Genomic DNA, 20672 nt, shown 5'->3' with positions numbered 1-20672 from the left:
TTAGCATGCAAAGTCTAGTGCGACAGTTACGGCGGCGCCGCCGAGTGCTGCACCTAGGCCGAGACCGACGACAAAGGGGTTAGCCGTGATAGCCCCGGCTACTGCTGCAGTCGCCCCTCCAAGGATGCCAATGTCAGCAGTCTTTTTCCCCGCATCGCAAGCAGCGGAGCTCAATAGAGCTTGGCCTGACGGGTCAGCTCCATTAACGGGGTCGCAGCCGACAAACGCATAGCGGTTCGCGTTGCCCGGGTCGAGCGGTACATCGAGCGTGTCTCGTTCTGCCCACGATCCGGTTGTTGCAGAGAACCAGCGGTACCCGAACTTCGTGAGCCCGCTATCGCTGTTGCTGGCGCGGAGGCCGGTCTTGTACCCGTAGGGGTTCTGCTGCCACTGCGTGCTGCTCCCTCCCTTGGTGACGGCCTCGGCGCCATAGGCGTCGTAGGAGACTTGGTACGCGATCTTGCCGGTGTCGGCGATCGACGTGGTCGGGTTCCCAATGCCATCGAGGACGTAGAGGCTGGTGACGCCGTCGCTGGTGCGGAGATCCAGCGGCTGCCCGGTCACCGGGTCGGACACGACCGATGCGGTACCGGTGCCGATCTGCTCGCGGGTGGCGATCACGGGGACGCCGTTCTGGTCGGTGGTGCCATACGTGTAGTCGTACTCCGCACTTCCGTCCGTGGACTGCGTGAGCAGCTTGTTCATGTCGGCGCCGGCGTACTCGTAATTGGTGGTCACCCCGTCCTTCGTCGAGGAGGTCAGCTGCTGCGCGCCGTTGTACGTGTACGTCTCGCCCGGCGCCTTGGTGAGGTTGCCGGTTCCGTCGTAGGAGTACCCGTCGGTGGTGATCTGCGAGGCGGCGTTGTAGGTCAGCTTCTGGTCGCTGATGACCGCGTCGGTGGCAGCGTTGGTTGCCTTGGCTTCGGTGCGGTTGCCGGCGTCGTCGTACGTGTACGTCCAGTTCGTCGGGTTGGTGCCGCCGGTCTGGGTGATCCCGGTGAGGTGCCTGCTCGGGGTGCCGTCGGTGTTCTTGTACGCGTAGTTGGTCACCTGCCCGGTGATGTTGTCCTTCGCCCACTGCAGCTTCGTGCGGTCGTTCGCCGTCGACACCGTGCAGGTCGGAGCAGTGGTGGACGCCATGTAGCAGTAGTCGGTGTCGACCACGAGCTGCGGGTCCTCCTCGGCGGCCCAGGCCTGCACCTTGGTGACCTTGCCGGACTTGTCGTAGGACAGCTTCTGGTGTGCGCTCCAGGTCGTCGGAGCAACACCGGGCGTCGCCGACGTGTCGGCGCCGAGCCAGGTGTCGGTGCGGCGGCCCTGCGGGTCGGTGAGGTAGATCTGCTTCGCCGTACCGGAGCTCGTCGGGTATGTCGTCGCGGTGAGGACCTCGGACGCGTCGTATGTGTGGGAGACAGTGCCGGTGGAGTCGGTCACCTGCGCGATGTTGCCGGCGAGGTCGTACCCGTAGGACACGGTCCCGCCACCGGCAGTGTTCACCGTGGAGATGAGCCGGTTGCGCTGGTCGTACGTGTTGGTGATCGTGCCCGGGGCGGAGGTCTGGCTGGTCTGGTTGCCGTTGCCGTCGTAGACGTTGGTGACCGTCGCCGTGCCGTCGCTGAACGCGGTGGTGGTGTTCCGGTCGGCCTTGTCGTACCCGTAGGTGGTCGTGTTCCCACGTCCGTCGGTTTCGGTCGCGACCCGGCCGAACGCATCGTACGTGTAGGTCTTCACGCCCAGGCTTGTGCCAGTGGGCGGGGTGATCTTCGACAGCTGCTTGTTGCCGTCGTACGTGTACGTGGTCGAGTTCGATCCGTTGCCCGGCGCCGTTGCACTCTTCACTGTGCCGTCGTCGTTGTACGCCACCTTGGCTTGGACGCTCGAGTCCGACCCGGACTGCGATGACGTCTGGTTCCCGACACCGTCGTAGCCGATGGTTGTGCTCTTGCCGGAGCTGTCAGTGACCTTGGACGGCAGGTACGCAGTCGCAGATCCCGACCCGTACTCCGCGGAGCTCGAGGAGCCCGAGCCGGTGGTGGACTTCGTCAGCGACTGGCTCTGGTTCTTGCCGTACTCATTCGACGTCGTTCCCGTCCCACTGTCGCCGGCCGCACCGATCGTCGACTTGGCGACACCGTTGTTCGCCGCGTTGTACGTCTTCGACCGTTCACGCCCTGCCGCGTCGACCGTCTTCAAGACGAGGTCGTTCGCGTCGAGCGTGTATGTGGTGTGGTCCGCGGTCGCGACGGGCTGAGCCTGGTCAGAGCGGGGGTCGGCGACCTGCGTGGTGTCACCGTCCGTGTACGCGAACCGGGTCACCGCGGTACCCGGGGATCCGGCGGTGGTGTTCGCCTGCGACACCTTCGTGACCCGCTTGTTGGAGTCGTACGTGAACGAGGTCACCCCGCCGGTCGGTGCGGTGATCGAGGTGAGGTCCCCGCTCGTGTACCCGAACGTGGTCGTCGCTCCGGTCGCGTCCGTGTACGTCGTGATGTCACCCGCGGCGTTCTTCGTCCACGAAACACTCCGCGACGACGAGCCGGAGGTCTGCGTGAACGTCGTCTTCCCGTTCGCGTACGACACGTTCGCCGTCTTCGCGCCATCGGTGCCGGCAGTGGAGACCAGGGTGCCGAGCGAGAACTTGTCCGCCGCCACGTTGAAGCTGACCTGGTTGCCGTTGCGGTCGTTGACCGACTTGGGCTGGCCGCCGAGGGTGAAGTGGATGACCTGGTTCGTCGTCCACGACGTCAGCGTGTACTCCCGCGTGTCCGCGTTCGCGACCCGCGCCAACGTCATCTGCAGGCCCGGCGGGGACGTGAACGCACCAGCGGTCCCGGTGGGCTTGAACTGCCACGCCGTCCCGACCGCGTCCGTGTAGACCACACCCGCAGCGTTCGCCGACAGGTCCCCCGCACCCGCGAGGGCGTACTGCCACCGGTTCGCTTCCATCGTGTTGCTGTTCGCCGTCGTCGTCGACCGCGAGTTGTACGCAGCACCGATCGTCGTGCTCTGCGTCACACCCGGCAGCGTCAGCGCACTGGTGGTGACCAGCAGGTTACCTGTGCCGACGTCGACGCTTGCGTTGGTCTGGTCCGAGATCGGGAACGGCAACGTCGTCGAGGACGTCCGCTGCCCGGTGACGTTCGTCGACACGGGTCCGCCCGGCAGCCAGTTGTAGGTGCCCTGCAGGTCGAGCACGAAGTCCGTGGTCCCCGAGGAAACGTTCTGGATCCGCACCTTCCCGTTCGACCCCACGGGCAGGATCGCCGTCGTCGTCCGGATCGACGACGTCGGCGCGTACCCGATGACCGCCCCGGTGGGCTCGGAGGAACCGTCCGCCCATGCCTTCGCGTACCCGCCGGTCGTGCCCGAGTGGATCGCCGTGACCGTCACCGCGACCGCCGACAGGCCACCCTCGACCGTCCCGATCCCAGCAACTCCCGCGACCTGCACCGCGACCGACGCATTCGCCCCGACGCTCGAGGACGTGCGGGTGTCGACGATGCGGCCCGTTCCCGGAGTGAACCCGCCACCCGGATTGCTGGGAACGAAGTACCCCTGCACGTCGACCTGGATCTGCACCGTGCCACCGTCGGGAGCGTTGTCGATCGTGATCTTCCCATCGGAGCCGACTGCGACCTGCGCGCTCATCGCCGTGGTCAGCTTCGTCGACGGGTAGTTCAACGACCCTGTGCTCTTGGGTCCATCGGACGGCGACGGACGCACCCACCCGGCACCACCGCCGGTGTTCTGCACCACGACACTGACCGCCACCGCGGCCGCGTTCGTCGGAACGCCACCCTTGCCGGTGACCTGGAACGTGATGCTGTCCCCACCCGACAGGGCACCCTGCCGCACGTTCGTGCCGTCCGCCGTGTTCGCGATCCGGGTCCCGGACAGCGGAACGAACCCGCCAGCGCCGACACCGTTCGCCGTGGACGTGTAGTAGCCGGTCACGTCCAGGATCACCCGCGACTGCGCAGTCGTCGTGTCGATCCGGATGGATCCGTCGTCCCCGACCGCGAGCAACGACGTGTTCGACGTGTTCCCCGCCACTCCGCTGCCGTAGATCATCAGCAGCGTCGGCCCGTCGCTCGACTCCGCTCGACCCTTCAGCTGCCCGGTGCCGTTCGCGTCCGCGACCGTCGCCAGCACACTGATCGCGCCGACACCGTCAGCGGGGATCCCCTTCACCCCGGCTACCGGCACCGTCGTCGACGACCCGGCAGGCGTGGCGCCGTCGAAGATCCTGGCGTTGGTCGGCATCGGCACGAACTGCCCACCCGTACCCGTCGCGAACGCCTGCGCCGGAGCAGGTGGCGAGACCACCGCCAACAACGACCCCAGCAGCGCCACCAGCGTGACGACGGCCAGCACGACCCAACGAGAACGAACAGACAACGGCGACGTCGCGAACACGCGCAGAACCCCTCAACAGGTCACCACCAGCGAATCCGCCCCCATGACGGCACTGTGCAACCACACAGAACGCTACGGAGCATCCCTCACCACTGCTCCCCCACTACAGGGGGTAGAAAGTTCCGCGTCCGAACCGATAGGGCTCCGGCCCTACCGGATCACGAGGTCGTCGAGCCGAGCTCGAGTGTCGGTGATCCGGACACCGCTCCTCGTGGCGGACCCGTTGAAGCTGTCCGCGCTGGAGTACACGGCGGGACCGTCGACGTAGACCTTGATCTTCGCGCCGTCGGCCCTGACCCGCACGGTCGACCCCGGCTTGACCTCGCGGCTCAGTGCCTTACCGATCTGGATGAACCGCCCGTTGACCCGCTTGTAGACCTTCGCGTTGCCCTTGCCCGACCCGTGGACGTCGAGCACGAAGTAGTCCTTGGCGCTGCTCAGTCGCCACACCGGCCCCGCACCCTTCGAGGAGATCGCCGTCATGGTGAGGCTGATGTCGACCGCAGCCTTCTTCGTGTCGACGGTGGCCGCGGATTCACGAACGGCCCCGCTGCTGGCTCGGTAGGCACGGCCAGCAGAGATGCCGTACTTCACTCCGCCGACCGTGGAGTAGGACCAGCCGTGCAGGTCCTTGCCGAGCCCGGTGATCATGTCGGGCCGGTTGAACGAGTCGTAGCGAACCGCCGGCGCCGGCGTCAGGACGTTCTGCCCCTCACGGAGCCGCACCCCGCTCAGTGCTGAGGTGATCGTCTCCGTGATGTGCGCCTGCCCGACGTCGTTCGGGTGCTGCCCGTCGGGCCCGATCATCGTCGCCTTGTTCCATCCGGTGAAGGCATCGGCGATGATGACCGATCCATCCTTCGGGTACGCCGCGACGACGCTGCGGAGGTAGCGGTTGTACCGGACGACGTCAGCGTCGGTCGGAGGTGACGGGTACCACGCGTAGCCCTTCGTCGTCGACGGCGTGTCGAGCACGATGACGATCGTGGGTGGGAACGGCCCGGTTCCCCGCACCCAGTCGATGAAGCCCCGGACGTTCGCCTTGAACGTGGCCTCGGGCACGTGGCGGCCGACGTCGTTCTGGTTCCCGAGGTACGAGACGACCCCGTAGTCGCCGCGGTTCCACGTCGAGCGCGCGCGGTCGAGGATCTGCGCCGTCGAGGCCCCGCTGATGGTCTCGTTCGACCAGAGCGTCGGATCCGCGCCGAGGCTCGTCCGGACCATGGACGGGTACATCCGGCTCGGCACCGAATCGGAACCGAGTTGGACCTGTCCGAACGAGTGACCGTACGCGGCGTACCGCACACCACGCAGCGCGTCGTTGCCGGGCGACGGAGCGGCCTGCACACCGCCCGGTAGGAGCGCACCGATGACCGCGAGGACGGCAGTGGCCGCCGTGATCACGGCAGAGCGGTGGCCACGGGTCGTGCGCATGTTCGTCCCCCTCCGGACGCCCCATGCGCCGCGACAGATACGGGCGCATCGATCGCACCCCCGCCTACGCTAGGGCAGAAACAAGCTCACCTTCTGCTCCCCGTTCGCGTGACACGCAGAGGAACGGGGCAACGCCCCGCCTAGAGATGACGACCGGACCGTTCGGTCGGGCGAGCGCTACCGGTCGCGAGCTGCGAGCCACTCATCGAAGGTCGGGCCGATCACCTCGACGTCGTCCGCGGGCAGGAGTGCACCGTCACGGAACGCCCGGCCCGTCCGGCCCGGGATCGGCATCGGGACGGGCACCACGCCCGGATGCGGCAGCGCCGTCGTCATCGCCCACAGGGACGTCGTCTCGGGCCCGGCGACCTCCACGACCGGCGCGGACCGCCGGCCCGTCGCGACCTCGGCGACCACCGTCGCCACCGCTTCGAGCGACACCGGAGCGATGGTCATCCGCGGCACGAGCGCGATCGGCCCGACGCGCAACCGCTCGAGGTTCTGCGCGGCGAACTCGAACCACTGGGCCGAACGGACGATCGTGGCGCCCCGGCCCGCCGCTCCCGCTGCCCGCTCCTGTGCAGTCTTGCCGGCGAAGTACCCGTAGCCCTGCACCTCGGACCTGGTGCAGTTGAGGATGGACAGCAGCACGTGTCGCGCCCCGGACCGTTCGGCCGCCGCACCGACCACCGCCGTCGAGCGCGTGAAGAAGTCCGTCGCACGCCGCCGACTCGTCGTGAACCGCCCGGTCGCCTCGACGACGACCTCCGGCCGGACCGACGCCAGCCGATCGACCGCGTCGTCCGCGAGCACGTCGAACCCCGATGACCGGGACAACCTCGTGACCGAGCAGCCGTGTGCCCCCAGCGCTGCCTCGATCGCGACTCCGGAGATCCCGCCTCCGACCACTGCAACCCGCATCCTGCCCCCTTCGGCTCTACATCCGTAGAGAACACTACGATGGTAGAGGCGAGAGGGGAAGAGCATGGGGCGACGCGAGGACCTGGCGGACGCGGGAGTACGGCTCACCGCTCGCGGTGGGGTCCGAGCCCTGACGCACCGGGCAGTCGACACCGAGGCCGGCGTGCCTGCCGGATCGACCTCGTACTACGCGTCGACGCGGCGCGAACTGACCGCGCTCGTCGTCGCGCGCATCACGGAGCAGCTGTCGACGGAGCTGGGCGCGTTGCGTCTCCCCGAGCCACTCGACGACGCGACGGTCGTCGAGGTCGCCGCCACGTTCCTCCAGGGCCTCGCAGAGCGGGCGGAGGCGCAAGCCGCTCGCCTGGCCCTCCTCCTGGAGCTCCGGGACGACGAAGCGCTCCGCGCACCCCTCACCGGCGCCGACCCGGTGCGCGCCGCGCTGCTCGCCACGGCGGAGGACCTGCTCGACCGCATCGGCGTCGACGACCCCCGGCGATCCGCGGTCGACCTCGTCGGACTCGTCGATGCACTGCTCCTCTACCGCGTCGCGGGGGTCGCGCCCGTGGACGACCGAGCGGTGCTCGGCGCGTACGTCGCAGGGCTGCCGCGCAACTGAACGCGCCCTCACCCACTCGCAGCTGCACCGGGCGATCGGCGGGTCCACCCCCTGCCAGGATGAGCGCCGTGGGGAGACGTCGGCTCGTGCTCGGAGGGGTGGTCGCCGCCGTGCTCGTGGCGGCCGGCACGGCGACGGTGCTGTCGGTGACGCACGCGCAGACCGTGGCCGCGCGACTCCCGCCCGCGAGCGCGTCCTCCGAACAGGTCCTCCGCGTCTACCTCCGCGCCGCGAAGGCCCACGACTGTGCTGTCACCGAGGCCCTCACCGACGACAGCGGCGGCTCGGACACGGCCTGGTGCGGCGGACGGACCCCGTCCTCGTGGTTCGACGACCACCCCGACCTGCTCGGCTACCGGCACATCGGGGCGGTCTCGCGACTGAGCGCGAAGGAGACGGGCCGGGCGGCGGAGGAGTGCATCCCGGTCGACGTCACCGAGACGAACATGACGGGCGCCGAACCCGGCGTGCTCCCCGGGTGGCAGTTCTGCTTCCGCCACACGCCGGCCGGCTGGCGCCTGACCGACGAGGGCTACGGCTGACCCGACGACGTCGCCGGTTCCCGAGAGCCTCAGTCGGGGCGGACCGGTCCCGCCGCGAGATCGCCCACCACGGTCGTCCACGGTCGCGCGGTCCACGACGTCACGAGTCCCCCGGTCACGTACGGGTCCGTCGCCGCGAACGCCCGCGCACGCCCGAGCGCGTCGTCGCCGACGAAGACGATCAGCGCGGTGAACGGTCCGGTCCCCTCGCCGACCGCACCGCCGAGGAGCAGCTCGCCGCGCTCCGCCGCAGCCCAGGCCGCCCGGAGGTGCTGCTGGCGGAACGCATCTCGGCGCTCGAGGTAGTCGTCGACGTAGGTGTACTCGAGTACGGCGTGCATGGTCCTGCTCCGATCCGGTCGTCAGCGGGACCCACGGCCCCGCTGACACGAGTGTGGCAGGACCGGCGGGTCCGGTCAGCCCGCCGGCGGCACGATCTGCTCGAGCAACCGCAGCACCCGCTCGCCGTCGACCGCGTCGGGGTCGAGCAGCCACTGCACCTGCAGTCCGTCCGACGCCGCGATGCTCAGGGACGCCAGGTCGACGGGGTCCAGGTCGGCCCGGATCCGCCCGGACGCCTGGTCCGCCTCGATCAACTCCGCCAGGTCCGCCCGCAGCCGGGTGAACCGTTCCCGCATGAACTCCCGCGTGGCGGGGTGCCCCTCCTGCACGGCATCGGCCGCCAGGGTCGTGTACAGCTGCACCAGCCCCGGGACCGCGCGATTCCGCGAGGCGCTCTCCCGCATGTCCCCGATCGCGGACTTCATCCGGTCCGGTGCCCCCTGCTCGCGGACCTCGTGCTCGCGGTAGACCGCGAGCAGCAGTTCGTCGCGGCTCGGGAAGTAGTGCCGCAGCGCCGCGTGGGTGATCCCGAGGGCGTCGGCGACGGATCGCAGCGAGGACGCGTCGACACCCTGCTCGGCGACCATGCGGATCGTCTCGTCGAGGATCTGCGTCCGTCGTTCGGCACCCTTGCGGTAGCCGCGTCGCGGCAGGGCCGCGTCGTCGTCGGCAGGGTGCGTCATGCGCCCAACTTACCGCTGGAAGGTTTTTTCCGGGAGGCGCGGCTCGGCGCCGTCACGGACCGCCCGGTTCAGGAGTCGTACGGCTCCGCGTCGCCGTCCGGGTCGACCGTGTACTCGTCGACGGGAGCTGGCGCGCCACCGACGAGGGCCTCGGTGATCTGGACGAGGCAGCGGGCGAGGACGTCGTTCTCCTCGGAGGACAGGTGGTCCATCACCTCGACCACGGCTTCGTGGAAGCGTGCGTAGGACGCGTCGATCTTCTTCGCCGCCTGCACCGTGGGCTCGAGCACCTGTGCCCGACGGTCGGTGGGGTGCGGGGCGCGGACGAGGTCGCCCTTCTCGACGAGCCCGTCGACGATCTTCGTCACCGACGCGTTCGAGACGTTGAGCATGACGGCGAGGTCCTTGGGCCCCATCGCCCGGCCGTCCCGGTGCGCCTGGAGCATGTACCGGACGGCGAGGAACTCGTTCTTGGTGAGACCGCTCTCCGACCGTGCCTGTTCGAGCTGCTGTTCCTCGGCGTGCTGCAGGCGGAGGAGCGCGTCCACGGCGCCCTTCGCGGCACGCGACCGGGGTTCCCGGGCGTAGAGGTGCATGTGCTCACGGCGGACGACGGTCAACGGCATCTGGTCGGGTGTGCTCTCTGCCTGGTGCGGATCGGGGGTGCGGGGCCTACGCCGCCGGGACCGAGAAGAAGTCGGCGTAGGACGGTTCGGAGCGACCGGACAGGAGCGACGGGTCCTGGATGCGGCGCTCGACGTAGGCGTCGATGATCGCGGGGTCGGTCAGACCGACGCGCGTGTGGGTGCCGCCGAGCCGTGCCTGTCGCGGCATCCCGGTGTACGTGCTGTGCATTGCGATACCGCCCCTCGTCGTCGTTGCTGTCCCCATCGGACGCCCGAAGTCTTTCACAACGTGAACGATCAGCAAAACGAACAATTCGTGTTCTGTACGGTTCACGCACTGAACAGTCAGCCCATCCGAACTACATCACTGTCATTCGCCGTCGCCGCGGATCCCCGGCTCCGAGCGGATTCCGAGCGTTCTTTTGGCACTCGCCAGGCTTGAGTGCTAAAAAATGTCGCAGTTGAGTCGAGGGGACTCAACACCAGACACGAAGGAGTTGACACCGATGACGATGAACTTCGATCCGTTCCGCGAGCTGGACCGTCTCGCCGGCTCCCTCCTCGGCACCGCGGGCCCCCGCTCGATGCCGATGGACCTCTACCGCACGGGTGACCACTACGTCCTCGACGTCGATCTGCCCGGCATCGACCCGGGTTCCGTCGACATCGACGTGGACGGCTCGGTCCTGACCATCCGCGCCGAGCGCACCCTCGGCGCTCCCGAGGGCTCGCAGTGGCTCACCCGAGAGCGCCAGCCGGGCACGTACGTCCGTCAGCTGACGCTCGGCGACGGCCTCGACGCCGAGCGCATCACGGCCGGCTACGACAACGGCGTCCTGAGCGTCACGATCCCCGTGAAGGAGTCGGCGAAGCCGCGCAAGATCGCCGTCACGACGGGTGGCGGACGCGAGCAGCTCGCCGTCGGCAGCGGGGAGTAGGAGCGGCAGCCGTGTTCGACCTCGTCAACGCCCTGGCCGCGATCGCCGCCGTGACGGTCGCGCTCGCGCTGTCCAGTCTCGACCGACGGACCGCGGTCCTGCTCGGGGCGACGGGCGGCCTCGCGGGGAACTTCCTGACGTGGCTGGCCGTCCCGTCGCTCTGGGACCGGTGGGCCGTGGTGCCGTGGGTCGCCGCCGTCGCGGGCACCGTCCTGCTCATCGCGGGATGGAGCGCCGTCCGGGCGTACTCGGGCCTGTTCGAGCCGCCGCGTGCGGACGAGACCGACACCGGCGCGCTCCTGACGGTCGGCGGGAGCGGCCACCGCAGCTGATCGAACCGACGGACGCCTCGGGCTCGGTGCACGACGTGTGCCGAGCCCGAGGCGTTCCGGGCGTAGCGTGACGTCGTGGACCTCGAACTGCAGAACCGTGTCGCGCTCGTTGTCGGAGGGAAGGGGTACATCGGCGCCGCCGTCGCCGATCGACTCCGGGCCGAGGGGGCGACCGTCGTCGTGGCCTCCCGCAGCGCCGGCGACTCCCCCGACAGCGTCGCGATCGACACCGCCGACCAGGCCTCCGTCGAAGCCGGAGTCGCGCGGGTGCTCGAGCAGCACGGCCGCATCGACGCCCTCGTCGTCACCGCGGCCCCGAGCGCCGGCACCCTCGACCCGGCGAAGAAGTCCGACCCCGAGCAGGTCCTCACCGCGATCGACGGCAAGGCACTCGGGTTCCTCCGCGTCGCCAACGCGGTGCTGCCGGCCCAGCGCGAGGCCGGGTTCGGGCGCGTCGTCGTGGTCAGCGGACAGAACGCCTACCTGTCGGGCAACATCACCGCATCGCTCCGCAACACCGCGGTGAGCGTCATCGCGAAGAACCTCGCCGACGAGGCCGCCGGCTCCGGTGTCACGGTGAACGTCGTCAACCCGGGGCTGGTGACGGACACCCCCAGCACCGAGGTCCGCCCCGGTGGCCCCGGCGACTCCAGCCCGCAGCAGATCGCCGACCTCGTCGCGTTCCTCGCGTCGCCGCTGTCGGTGGTGTCCGGTGAGTCGATCTCGATCGCCCACCGCGTGCTGGGCCAGATCACCATCTGACCGACGGGCGGGTCCGGCAGACCGGTGCGACCTGCGGGCCTGGAGGCGCGGTGCGGGCCCGACCCGCGCCTCCAGGCCGCCACCCGGTCGCGTCGCGACGGACCAGACGCCTTCATCCGTGCGGATGAACGCGTTCACCCGTGCGCCCGATGCCCTGCGCGCCCCGCTCGGCGAGGCTCGGAGCATGGAGTCCTCGACGAAGCACACGATCGCCACCCTGCTGGTCTGCGCCGCGATCGTCACGGTCACGGCCACCGCCCTCATCGCGATGTCGCCGGTCCCGTGACCGGCGGACGACGCCCCCGTGCGATGATCGTGCCGTGACGGAACGGCGCACGTTCATCCGGCCGCTCGCCACCCGCTCGATCATCATCGACGTGGCCTGGGCGGTCTTCGCGGCGTTCGTCTTCCTGCTCCCGATCGACCTCGAGCTCGAACACGCGAGCTTCTTCGCGGTCCTGGCCGCGGCCGGGGCGATCGCGCTCCGACGGGTCTCGCCGTCCGCGGCGATGCTCATGATCGTCGTCCTCGGCATCGTCCAGGTCGGCGGCGGCGAGCGGCCGTCGCTCGTCGACATCGCCATCTTCGTGGTCATCGGCACGGCGGCGGTCGTCGGCACGCGCGGTGAGGTCATCGTGTCGGGCCTACTGGCGTTCGTGGCCGGCATCAGCGCGACGCTCTACCTCGCACTCACCGGCTTCCGGTTCCTCGTCCTCATCAACGGCCCGCGCGACCAGGCGTTCCTGGCGATGGCCGCTCCGGTGACGGCGCTCCTCGGGGTCTGGGCGGGCGGGGTCGCCGTCCGGGCCTTCCGTTCGCGGGACCGCGAGTCCGAACGCCGGGCGGACGCCGAGGCCGCGGCGTCCCGCGCCGAGGCCGTCGCCACCGAGGCCGAGGCCACCGCCACCCGGGCCATCGACGTCGCCGAGTCCGAGCGCATCCGTGCGGACATCGCCCGCGACGTGCACGACGTGGTCGGCCACTCCCTCGCCGTGATCATCGCGCAGGCCGACTCGGTGCCGTTCCTCGCCGACGAGGCCCGCATCCGCGAGGTGAGCGCCACGATCGCGAGCACTGCCCGGAGCTCCCTCGTCGAGGTCCGGCAGGTGCTCGGGCACATCGACGGCTCCGGCGCCTCGACCGACCCGGGGTCGCTCGAGGAGATCGTGCAGGGCATCCGCGAGGCCGGGGTCGACGTCGACCAGGCCGTCCGCGGGGTCCCGGTGGTGCTCGGGCCGGAGAGCGGGACCGCCGCCCGCCGGGTACTGCAGGAGATGCTCACGAACGCGCTCCGACACGGCGCCCCCGGGATGCCGGTGACGGTGCGGGAGACCTGGCGGTCGGCCGACCTGGTGCTCGAGGTCGAGAACCTCGTCCCGACCGCCGGCACCGTCGGGACGGCCGCGCCCGGCGCCAGCACCGTCGGGACCGGCCCGGTCGCCGTCCCGCCGGTGAGCACCCGCGGGTCCGGCCGTGGCCTCGCCGGCATGCAGTCCCGGCTCACCGCACTCGGCGGGTCCTTCGACGCCGCCGTCCTCGACGACGTGTTCGCCGCACGTGCCCGCATCCCGTTCGACGTCCTTGGGGGGACCAACCGATGACCGATCCGATCCGCATCCTGCTCACCGACGACCAGGCACTGTTCCGAGCAGGCCTCCGCGTCGTGCTCGACGCCCAGGACGACATGGTCGTCGTCGGCGAGGCGTCCGACGGCGCCGAGGCCCTGGCGAGCATCCCCGAGCTGCGACCGGACGTGATGCTCCTCGACATGCGGATGTCGGGCATGGACGGGGTCGAGACCGTCCGGCAGCTGTTCTCCGGCGCGGTCGAGGGGCCGCTCCCCCGCGTGGTCGTGCTGACGACGTTCGGCCTCGACCCCGCTGCCGCCACCGCGATCCGCCTCGGCGCGAGCGGCTTCCTGCTGAAGGACACCACGCCGCCGTTCCTGTTCGCGGCCGTCCGGGCGGTGCACGAGGGGAGCTCGGTGATCGCGCCGAACGACCTATCCCAGCTGTTCGGCGCCGACGTCGAGCGCGCGCCGGCGCCGCAGCCCGAGGCGTTCCAGTCGCTGACGGACCGGGAGCGCATCGTGTTCGGCTGGGCCTCGCGCGGGTTGTCGAACGCGGAGATCGCGGCGAAGGAGTTCGTCACGGAGTCCACGGTGAAGACGCAGATCTCGAGCATCCTCGGGAAGCTCGCGCTGCGGGACCGGGTGCAGCTCGTGGTCTACGCGCACGACCACGGGCTGGCGGGCGCTCGCGACGCCTGAGCGGCGGGCCGGCTCAGCGTCCCTCGAGCGCCGCCACCTCGTCGAGGATCGTGGCGATCGCCGCCGGGTCGTGCGCGAACCGCCCCAGGAAGAGGCCGCCGATCCGCCCCTGCCCGCGGGTGAGCAGCCCCGGTCCGGCACTGCCGCCGTAGATCACGACCGACCCGGCGAGTTCCGGCCGCGTGGCCAGGTGCTCCTCGATCCCCGCGAGCACCCCCACGACGTGCTCGTCGGGCGCCGGTGCCGGGGCGCCGATGGCCCACACCGGCTCGTACGCCACGACGAGCGGCCCCGCCAGTCCGTCCGCGACCGCCGTCGAGACGGCCAGGTCGAGCTGCGCGGTCACCTCGGCGACGGTCTCCGCTCGGGAGGCGCGACTCGCCTCCCCGACGCAGACCAGCGGCCGCAGGTGGTTGCGGAAGGCGGCGTGCACCTTCCCCGCGACCTCGTCGTCCGTCTCGTGGAACAGGGAGCGCCGTTCGGCGTGGCCGATCTCGACGAGGTCGACGCCGATCTCGCGCAGCTCCGCACCCGTGACCTCGCCGGTGTACGCCCCCGCGTCGGCCCACGACAGGTCCTGGGCGCCGAGCAGCACGGGAGCACCGGCGTCGGTCAGGATGCGGCGGACCGGGACGAGCGCCGGGAACGTCGGCACCACGAAGAGCGACGCGGCACCGGAGGTCACCGCGGGGTGCCGCCGGGCGACGTCCGCGACCTCGGCCGCCCACGACAGCGTCCGGGCGTGCGAGAAGTACGTCTTGAGCGACACCCCGATGGTGATCACGGCGCGACGGCCTCCACGATCAGCGCGAAGGACACCGCTCCCGGGTCGACCGTCCCGACGGCGTGCTCGGCGTGGGTCCTGGCCCGGCCCTTCCTCGGCAGCAGCTCGGCGGTGCCCTGCGCAGCGTCCTGCGCGGCGGACACCGCCGCACGCCAGGCATCGGCGAGCGCCGCATCGTCGTCGACCCGCGAACGGAGGGCCTCGCGGAACGGGACGAGCGCGTCCACCATCGTCTTGTCCCCGGGCGCCGCGCCGAAGGCGAGGACCGCCTCGGTCGCCGCACCGACGGCCTCGACGACGTCCACACCCGTCGGACGCGAGTCGTCCCCGAGCACGCGACCCAGTGCCTCCAGGGCCGCGCCCCAGATCGCACCGGACGTGCCACCGGCCTTGTCGGACCAGGCGTCGCCGGCGATCCGCAGCACGCTGCCCACGCCGGCTCCACGCTCGACCGCGTCGGACGCGGCCTCGGCGGCGGCTTGCGATCCCCGCTGCATGCCGATGCCGTGGTCCCCGTCACCGGCCACCGCGTCGATGCGGCCGAGTTCGTCGGCGTGCTCGTCGATGACCGAGCGGACCGCGGCGAAGCCGGCGGCGACCTGGACGGCGACGGCCCGGGAGTCCTCGCTGGCCGGGCCGACCTCGTCGGGTGCCGCGTCGGCCGCCGCCACGGAGGGTGCGACGCGCTCCGCGGGGACGGCACCGCCCTTGCGGTACGCGGGGGTGTCGGCCGGGGCGGCCCAGAGCTCCTCGAGCTCCGCGTCCAGCCAGAACAGCGTCAGTGAGACGCCGGCCATGTCGAAGCTCGTGACGAGCTCCCCGACCTCGGGCTCGACGATGACGACGCCCGCGTCGACGAGCCGGCGCTGCACCGACCGGTAGACGACGAAGAGCTCCTCGTACTTCACGCTCCCGAGCCCGTTGAGGATCGGGACGACGCGGGAGCCGGCGGCGGTGACCCCGGCCGGCAGTTCGTCGAGCAACCGGTCGACGAGCAGCGCGGCGAGTCCGTCGGCGGTCGGGACGTCGGTCTCGTCGATGCCGCGTTCGCCGTGGATGCCCATGCCGATCGCCATGCGACCCTCGGGGACGGTGAACAGGGGTTCCTCGGCGCCGGGGAGGGAGCAGCCGGAGAACGCGACGCCGAACGATCGGGTGCGGTCGTTCGCCCGCTCCGCGATCGCCGTGACGGTGTCGAGGTCGTCGCCCCGCTCGGCGGCGGCTCCGGCGACCTTGAACACGCAGAGGTCCCCCGCGATCCCGCGCCGTTCGTGCGCGCGATCGGCGGGCGCGCTCACCACGTCGTCCGTGACCCGCACCGTGCGGACGCTGATCCCGGAGGCTTCGAGCGTGCGTGCGGCCGCGTCGAAGTTGAGGACGTCGCCGGCGTAGTTGCCGTAGCTCAGCAGCACCCCGCCGCCGTGCTCGGATGCATTCGCGACCGCCGTGACCTGCTGCGCGCTCGGGCTGGCGAACAGGTTCCCCATCGCCGCACCGGCCGCGAGCCCGTGCCCGACGAGCCCGCCGAACGCCGGGTAGTGCCCGGACCCGCCGCCGATCACGAGCGCGACCGTGCCGTCCGGCGACGTGGTCGACCGGGCGACCCCGCCGTGGACCTTCCGGACCCACCGCTCGTTCGCGGCGACGAACCCGTCGGTCGACTCGTCGGCGAAGTCCGCCGGGTCGTTGAAGAGCCGGGTCATCGCTCGTCCCCCTGGGTGCGCACGTGCGTGGTGTCGAGCAGCTCGTCCGCCTTCGCACCACGGAAGTACTTCGTGCAGAAGATCATCACCGCGGCCACGAACGCCAGGACCCCGAGCGACACGATGCCGAACGCTCCGCTGTCCGTGGGCACCACGTCGTTGATCGCCGTGCGCATGATCGGCGCCACGAACCCGCCGAGGTTGCCGAGCGAGTTGATGAGCCCGATGCCCGCGGCCGCTGCGGCCCCGGTCAGGAAGGCCGTCGGGTACGCCCACGTGATCGGTCCCACCGCGAGGAAGCTCGCGACCGCCAGCGTGATGAACAGGATGCCGAGGATCGGCTGCCCGTTCGCGCCGGCCCAGGCGGACCCGAGGATCGACAGGCCGGTGGTGATGTAGAACCAGGTGCCCCAGCGTCGACGACGCCCGACGGTGTCCGCCCGCGAGCCGACGAGGTAGCAGGCGACGAGCCCGACGAGCCACGGGATCGCCGCGACCAGCCCGACCTGCCAGCCGACGTCCTGGCCGAGCAGCGACGAGACCTGCTGCGGCAGGTAGAACGTCGTGCCGTACACGGCGACCTGCAGGCAGAAGTAGATGATCGTGAAGTACCAGACGCGACCGCTGGCCAGTGCCTTCCAGATGCCCGTCGGGCCGTCCTCGCTGCGGGCGGTGTCCTCGCGGGCCATCGCCGCCGTGAGCGAGTCCTTCTCCCCCGGCTCGAGCCACTTCGCCTGCTGCGGACTGTTCGTCAGGAACACCAGGGCCGCGATGCCGGCCAGGACCGCGAGCAGTCCCTCACCCGCGAACATCACCTGCCAGCCGTGGAACGGGGTGGCCTGGTCGCCGAAGCTGATCAGTCCGCCCGACAGCGGTGCGCCGATCATCTGCGAGAACGGCTGCGCCAGGTAGAAGATCGCGAACATCCGCACGCGGACCTTGTTCGGGAACCACTCGGACAGGTACATGATCACGCCGGGGAAGAGTCCGGCCTCGGTCACGCCGAGGATGAACCGCAGGATGATGAACATCGTGTCGTTCGTCGTGAACGAGAACAGCGCGGCGACGATGCCCCACGTGATCGCGATGCGGGCGAGCCAGAAGCGTGCACCCAGGCGCTTGAGCAGCAGGTTGGACGGGATCTCGAAGATCGCGTAGCCGATGAAGAAGATGCCGGCACCGAGCGCGAAGGCGGCGTCGGAGATGCCGCGGTCGACGCTCAGGGCCTCCTCGGCGAACCCGACGTTGGTGCGGTCGAGGAACGCGACGAAGTACAGGATGACGAGCATCGGCATGAGGTGCTTCGTCGCCTTGCCGATCGCCGACTTCAAGGCCGGGTCGTGCGTGGACCCGAGCGCGGGGGCAGGGGGAAGTGACACGGGTTCGCTCCTTTGCGAGCACGGTGCGGTGGGTTGGGAGGGGACGGTGCGGTGGGTTGGGAGGGGACGGTGGACCCGTCAGTGCATGTACAGGCCGCCGTCGACGTTCAGCGTCTGGCCCGTGACGAACCCGGCGTCCTCGCTGATGAGGTAGGCGATCGCGGCGGCGATGTCCCTCGGGGTGCCGATCCGCGGCAGCACGCCGTCGGCGGCCATCGCGGTCTTGCGCTCCTCGGTCAGGGTGCCGCCCATGATGTCGGTGTCGATCGGCCCGGGCGCGATCGCGTTGACGGTGACGCCCTTCGGCCCGAGCTCGCGGGCGAGGCCACGGGTCAGACCGATCACGCCGGCCTTCGCGACCGTGTAGGGGGTCTTGCTGAACGTGCCGCCGCCGCGCTGGGCGGAGACCGACGACAGGTTCACGATGCGGCCGTAGCCGTTCCGCACCATCGACTCCGCCGCCCGCAGGCTCGCGAAGTGCACGCCGTCGAGATTGATCGACAACACACGGTGCCACTCCCCCTCCGGGAGGTCGAGGTAGGCGTGCGCCGAGGACACCCCGGCGAGGTTGACCAGGGCGACGATCGGGTCGAGCTCGGCCTCGATCGTGTCGAAGGCGGTCCGGACGGCGGTCTCGTCGGCGACGTTCGCGCCCACGCCGACGGCCCGGACGCCGTGCTGCTCGCGGATCTCGGCGGCGACCGCCGCGCTGGCGTCCTGGTCGACGTCGATGATCCCGATGTCCCACCCGGCCTCGGCGAGGTGGTGGGCGGTGGCGCGGCCGATCCCCCGGGGCGATGCGGCCCCGGTCAGGACGGCGGTGCGGTGCTGCTGTTCGTTGTCCATGGTGTTCCGCCTCAGTGGATCGGGGCCGGGCCGAGCTCGTCGAGGAGCTTCTGCATCGCGACGTAGGCCTTGTTGCGGTAGGCGACGAGTTCCGGCGTGCGGTCGGCGGGCACCTCGAGGTACCCGGCACCCGACTTCGTGCCGAGCTCGCCCGCGTCGACGTGCTGCTGCAGGGACGGCGGGGTCGCGAAGCGCTCGGGCCAGCGGGTCTGCAGCGACTCGAAGCAGAACGCGTACACGTCGAGTCCGGCCATGTCGGCGATCGCGAACGGGCCGAAGAACGGCAGGCGGAAGCCGAACGTCGTCCGCACGATGGTGTCGATGTCGTCGGGGGTCGCGATGCCCTCGTCGGCGATCTTCGTGGCTTCCTCGAAGAGCGCGTACTGCAGGCGGTTCAGCACGAACCCGGTCGAGTCCTTCACCCGCGCGGACTGCTTGCCCGTGGCCGCGACGACGGCCTCGCCGACCGTGATCGCGTGCTCGTTCGTCGTCGGGTGCGGGATGAGCTCGACGCCGGGGATGAACGGCGCCGGGTTCGAGAAGTGCACGCCGAGGAACCGCTCCGGACCCACGACGGCCTCGGCCAGCGACTCGATGAGGATCGTCGACGTGTTCGAGCCGATGACGGCGTCCGGGCGGGCGGCCTCGCTGATGCGCCGGAGCGTCGCGTGCTTGATCTCGAGCTTCTCGGGGACGGCCTCCTCGATGAAGTCGGCCGAGGCGACCGCTTCCTCGATCGAGGCGGCGGCGCTGAGGTGGGCCTCCACCCGCGACACGGCATCAGCGGGGAACAGCCCGTCCGCGACGAACTGCTCCGTCTCGGTGATGAGCCGGGCGCGGTTGGACGCGGCGATCTCCGCCGAGACGTCGGCGATCCGGACGGTGTGACCGGCGAGGGCGAGGACCTGGGCGATCCCGCCGCCCATGTAGCCGGATCCGACGACGGCGATGTCGAGGGTGCTCATCGGGTGACTCCTTGCTTCGTCGCCCCGACCACCGAGGTGGCGAGGACGGAACGGATGTACTGCTGGTTGGTGGCGCAGACGCCGAGGCTGTCCCCGCCGTACTGCTCGGTCATGACGATCCCGCGGAAGCCGTCGGCGACCGCGTCGCGCAGGACCTGGCGGTAGTTGATGAGTCCGGCCTCCATCGTGCTCGGCGCGCTCGTCGCCCAGCTTCCGTCGCCGGCCTCGTCCCGCGTGTAGTTCTTCACGTGGAGGTAGTTCGTGTACGGCAGGGTCTTCGCGAACAGCTCCTTCCAGTCCTCGACCGGACGGTGCAGGCGGATGAGGTTCGCGACGTCGGCGTTCAGCCCGACGTTGTCGAGGCCGATCTCCTCGACGAGTCGGACGGCGCTGTCCGCCGTGCCGAGGTAGGTGTCCTCGTACAGCTCCAGCGCCATCGGGAGTCCGACGCTCGCGGCGTGCTCGCCGAGCTCACGCAGACGGGACACGGCGGCGGCACGGACCTCCGCGTCGTCCGGGTCCTTCGGGCCCTGCGCGGTCCAGAACCAGAGCGCCTTCCGCTGGGCCTCGTTGAACGGCTGGTGGAGCCCCGTCGAGAACACCTGCATGCCCCACTCGGCCGCCGCATCGATCGTGCGGTGGGCGTAGGCGAGGTTGTCCTCCTCGTGCCCGGGCTGGACGACGCTCTTGCGCTGCAGGTGCACCGACGGGATGCCGACGCCGTGAGCCTTCGCGATCGCGAACAGCTCGTCGCGGCGGGACCGTTCGAGGTCGGCGGGCCGGATGTGGCTGTCGGCGAGTTCGGCGAGCGAGAACCCGACGGCCTCGATCTGGGCGAAGACGTCGTCCCACACGGCCGGGTCCGCGTCGTGGAAGGCGACGCCGTCGCGCGTCACCTGCGGGAACCCGTGCAGACACGTCGCGATCGGCCAGGTGTCGGCCGTCCAGCTGCTGGAGTCCCAGTCTTGGTCGACCCAGTCCTGCGGTGTGCTCACGGGATGCTCCTTCGCATGTCGGGGTTCGTCATCGAACCTCTTTCCTATAGGAAAGATACTCCGTCGTCGGAGATTCGCAATCGATCGGACCAAACCCCTCGTCCGGGGGGCTCCGA

At 70.4% G+C, this 20672-nt stretch carries 21 protein-coding genes; 8 read left to right on the top strand and 13 right to left on the bottom strand.

From position 1 onward, the window contains the following. The 3 genes from BIV03_RS00965 to BIV03_RS00955 all read right to left on the bottom strand — a co-directional run bounded on the left by BIV03_RS00965 (position 1) and on the right by BIV03_RS00955 (position 6771). Positions 1-4374, bottom strand: coding sequence for an RHS repeat-associated core domain-containing protein (locus tag BIV03_RS00965; RefSeq protein WP_071294280.1), 4374 nt, complete (start codon positions 4372-4374; stop codon positions 1-3). 192 nt (positions 4375-4566) lie between these two features. Continuing rightward, the gene (locus BIV03_RS00960; protein WP_083403109.1) at positions 4567-5850 is read right to left on the bottom strand and encodes an SGNH/GDSL hydrolase family protein; all 1284 of its coding nucleotides are present in this window, start codon (positions 5848-5850) and stop codon (positions 4567-4569) included. Positions 5851-6027: 177 nt separating this feature from the next. Beyond that, complete coding sequence (locus BIV03_RS00955) at positions 6028-6771, bottom strand: NADH(P)-binding protein (protein WP_071294278.1); 744 nt, start codon at positions 6769-6771, stop codon at positions 6028-6030. Between the two features lie 64 nt (positions 6772-6835). On the opposite strand from BIV03_RS00955, the gene BIV03_RS00950 reads away from it, so the two are divergent. Then, positions 6836-7390 (top strand): TetR/AcrR family transcriptional regulator, encoded by a 555-nt coding sequence (locus BIV03_RS00950; RefSeq protein WP_070417396.1) that lies wholly within the window; start codon positions 6836-6838, stop codon positions 7388-7390. 68 nt (positions 7391-7458) lie between these two features. Further along, complete coding sequence (locus BIV03_RS00945; protein WP_139201811.1) at positions 7459-7932, top strand: hypothetical protein; 474 nt, start codon at positions 7459-7461, stop codon at positions 7930-7932. 29 nt (positions 7933-7961) lie between these two features. Here the strand turns inward: BIV03_RS00945 and BIV03_RS00940 are convergent, their stop codons facing one another. The 4 genes from BIV03_RS00940 to BIV03_RS00925 all read right to left on the bottom strand — a co-directional run bounded on the left by BIV03_RS00940 (position 7962) and on the right by BIV03_RS00925 (position 9812). Next, positions 7962-8273: a YciI-like protein gene (locus tag BIV03_RS00940; RefSeq protein ID WP_070417398.1), complete on the bottom strand. Its 312-nt coding sequence runs from the start codon at positions 8271-8273 to the stop codon at positions 7962-7964. Positions 8274-8348: 75 nt separating this feature from the next. Further along, positions 8349-8957: a TetR/AcrR family transcriptional regulator gene (locus tag BIV03_RS00935; RefSeq protein ID WP_071294276.1), complete on the bottom strand. Its 609-nt coding sequence runs from the start codon at positions 8955-8957 to the stop codon at positions 8349-8351. Between the two features lie 68 nt (positions 8958-9025). Then, positions 9026-9583 carry a MarR family winged helix-turn-helix transcriptional regulator gene (locus BIV03_RS00930; RefSeq protein ID WP_070417400.1) on the bottom strand — a complete coding sequence of 186 codons (558 nt, stop codon included), beginning with the start codon at positions 9581-9583 and terminating at the stop codon, positions 9026-9028. A gap of 46 nt (positions 9584-9629) precedes the next feature. Further along, the gene (locus tag BIV03_RS00925) at positions 9630-9812 is read right to left on the bottom strand and encodes a hypothetical protein (protein ID WP_070417401.1); all 183 of its coding nucleotides are present in this window, start codon (positions 9810-9812) and stop codon (positions 9630-9632) included. 277 nt (positions 9813-10089) lie between these two features. On the opposite strand from BIV03_RS00925, the gene BIV03_RS00920 reads away from it, so the two are divergent. The 6 genes from BIV03_RS00920 (at position 10090) to BIV03_RS00900 (ending at position 13884) form a co-directional block, all read left to right on the top strand. Beyond that, complete coding sequence (locus tag BIV03_RS00920; RefSeq protein WP_071294275.1) at positions 10090-10521, top strand: Hsp20/alpha crystallin family protein; 432 nt, start codon at positions 10090-10092, stop codon at positions 10519-10521. Positions 10522-10532: 11 nt separating this feature from the next. Beyond that, entirely contained in the window at positions 10533-10853 is a 321-nt protein-coding gene (locus tag BIV03_RS00915) for a hypothetical protein (RefSeq protein ID WP_071294274.1), read from the top strand. 75 nt (positions 10854-10928) lie between these two features. Further along, positions 10929-11615: an SDR family NAD(P)-dependent oxidoreductase gene (locus tag BIV03_RS00910; protein ID WP_071294273.1), complete on the top strand. Its 687-nt coding sequence runs from the start codon at positions 10929-10931 to the stop codon at positions 11613-11615. Positions 11616-11739: 124 nt separating this feature from the next. Next, a complete protein-coding gene (locus BIV03_RS19370) occupies positions 11740-11901 on the top strand; it encodes a hypothetical protein (RefSeq protein WP_175475656.1) in 162 nt (53 codons plus the stop codon). A 34-nt stretch (positions 11902-11935) separates the two neighbouring features. Next, a complete protein-coding gene (locus BIV03_RS00905; RefSeq protein WP_139201810.1) occupies positions 11936-13216 on the top strand; it encodes a sensor histidine kinase in 1281 nt (426 codons plus the stop codon). Next, complete coding sequence (locus tag BIV03_RS00900; RefSeq protein ID WP_071294272.1) at positions 13213-13884, top strand: response regulator transcription factor; 672 nt, start codon at positions 13213-13215, stop codon at positions 13882-13884. The genes BIV03_RS00905 and BIV03_RS00900 overlap by 4 nt, the downstream gene beginning before the upstream one ends. A gap of 13 nt (positions 13885-13897) precedes the next feature. On the opposite strand, the gene BIV03_RS00895 is transcribed toward BIV03_RS00900, so the two are convergent. The 6 genes from BIV03_RS00895 to BIV03_RS00870 all read right to left on the bottom strand — a co-directional run bounded on the left by BIV03_RS00895 (position 13898) and on the right by BIV03_RS00870 (position 20556). Continuing rightward, positions 13898-14668, bottom strand: coding sequence for a triose-phosphate isomerase family protein (locus tag BIV03_RS00895; RefSeq protein WP_071294271.1), 771 nt, complete (start codon positions 14666-14668; stop codon positions 13898-13900). Then, entirely contained in the window at positions 14665-16371 is a 1707-nt protein-coding gene (locus BIV03_RS00890) for a dihydroxyacetone kinase family protein (protein ID WP_071294270.1), read from the bottom strand. The genes BIV03_RS00895 and BIV03_RS00890 overlap by 4 nt, the downstream gene beginning before the upstream one ends. Then, on the bottom strand, positions 16368-17750 hold the full coding sequence (locus BIV03_RS00885) for an MFS transporter (RefSeq protein ID WP_071294269.1): 1383 nt from the start codon (positions 17748-17750) through the stop codon (positions 16368-16370). Before BIV03_RS00885 ends, BIV03_RS00890 begins: the two co-directional genes overlap by 4 nt. Before the next feature lie 78 nt (positions 17751-17828). Beyond that, positions 17829-18596, bottom strand: coding sequence for an SDR family NAD(P)-dependent oxidoreductase (locus BIV03_RS00880; protein ID WP_071294268.1), 768 nt, complete (start codon positions 18594-18596; stop codon positions 17829-17831). 11 nt (positions 18597-18607) lie between these two features. Continuing rightward, positions 18608-19561 (bottom strand): 3-hydroxyacyl-CoA dehydrogenase family protein, encoded by a 954-nt coding sequence (locus BIV03_RS00875; protein WP_071294267.1) that lies wholly within the window; start codon positions 19559-19561, stop codon positions 18608-18610. Beyond that, positions 19558-20556, bottom strand: coding sequence for a sugar phosphate isomerase/epimerase (locus BIV03_RS00870; protein ID WP_071294266.1), 999 nt, complete (start codon positions 20554-20556; stop codon positions 19558-19560). The genes BIV03_RS00875 and BIV03_RS00870 overlap by 4 nt, the downstream gene beginning before the upstream one ends. Positions 20557-20672 lie beyond the last annotated feature (116 nt).

It is taken from the genome of Curtobacterium sp. MCBA15_016 (assembly GCF_001865105.1).
GTDB lineage: Bacteria > Actinomycetota > Actinomycetes > Actinomycetales > Microbacteriaceae > Curtobacterium.
Note: the sequence above shows the minus strand (reverse complement) of the source record. Positions and strands in the feature narration are given on the sequence as shown.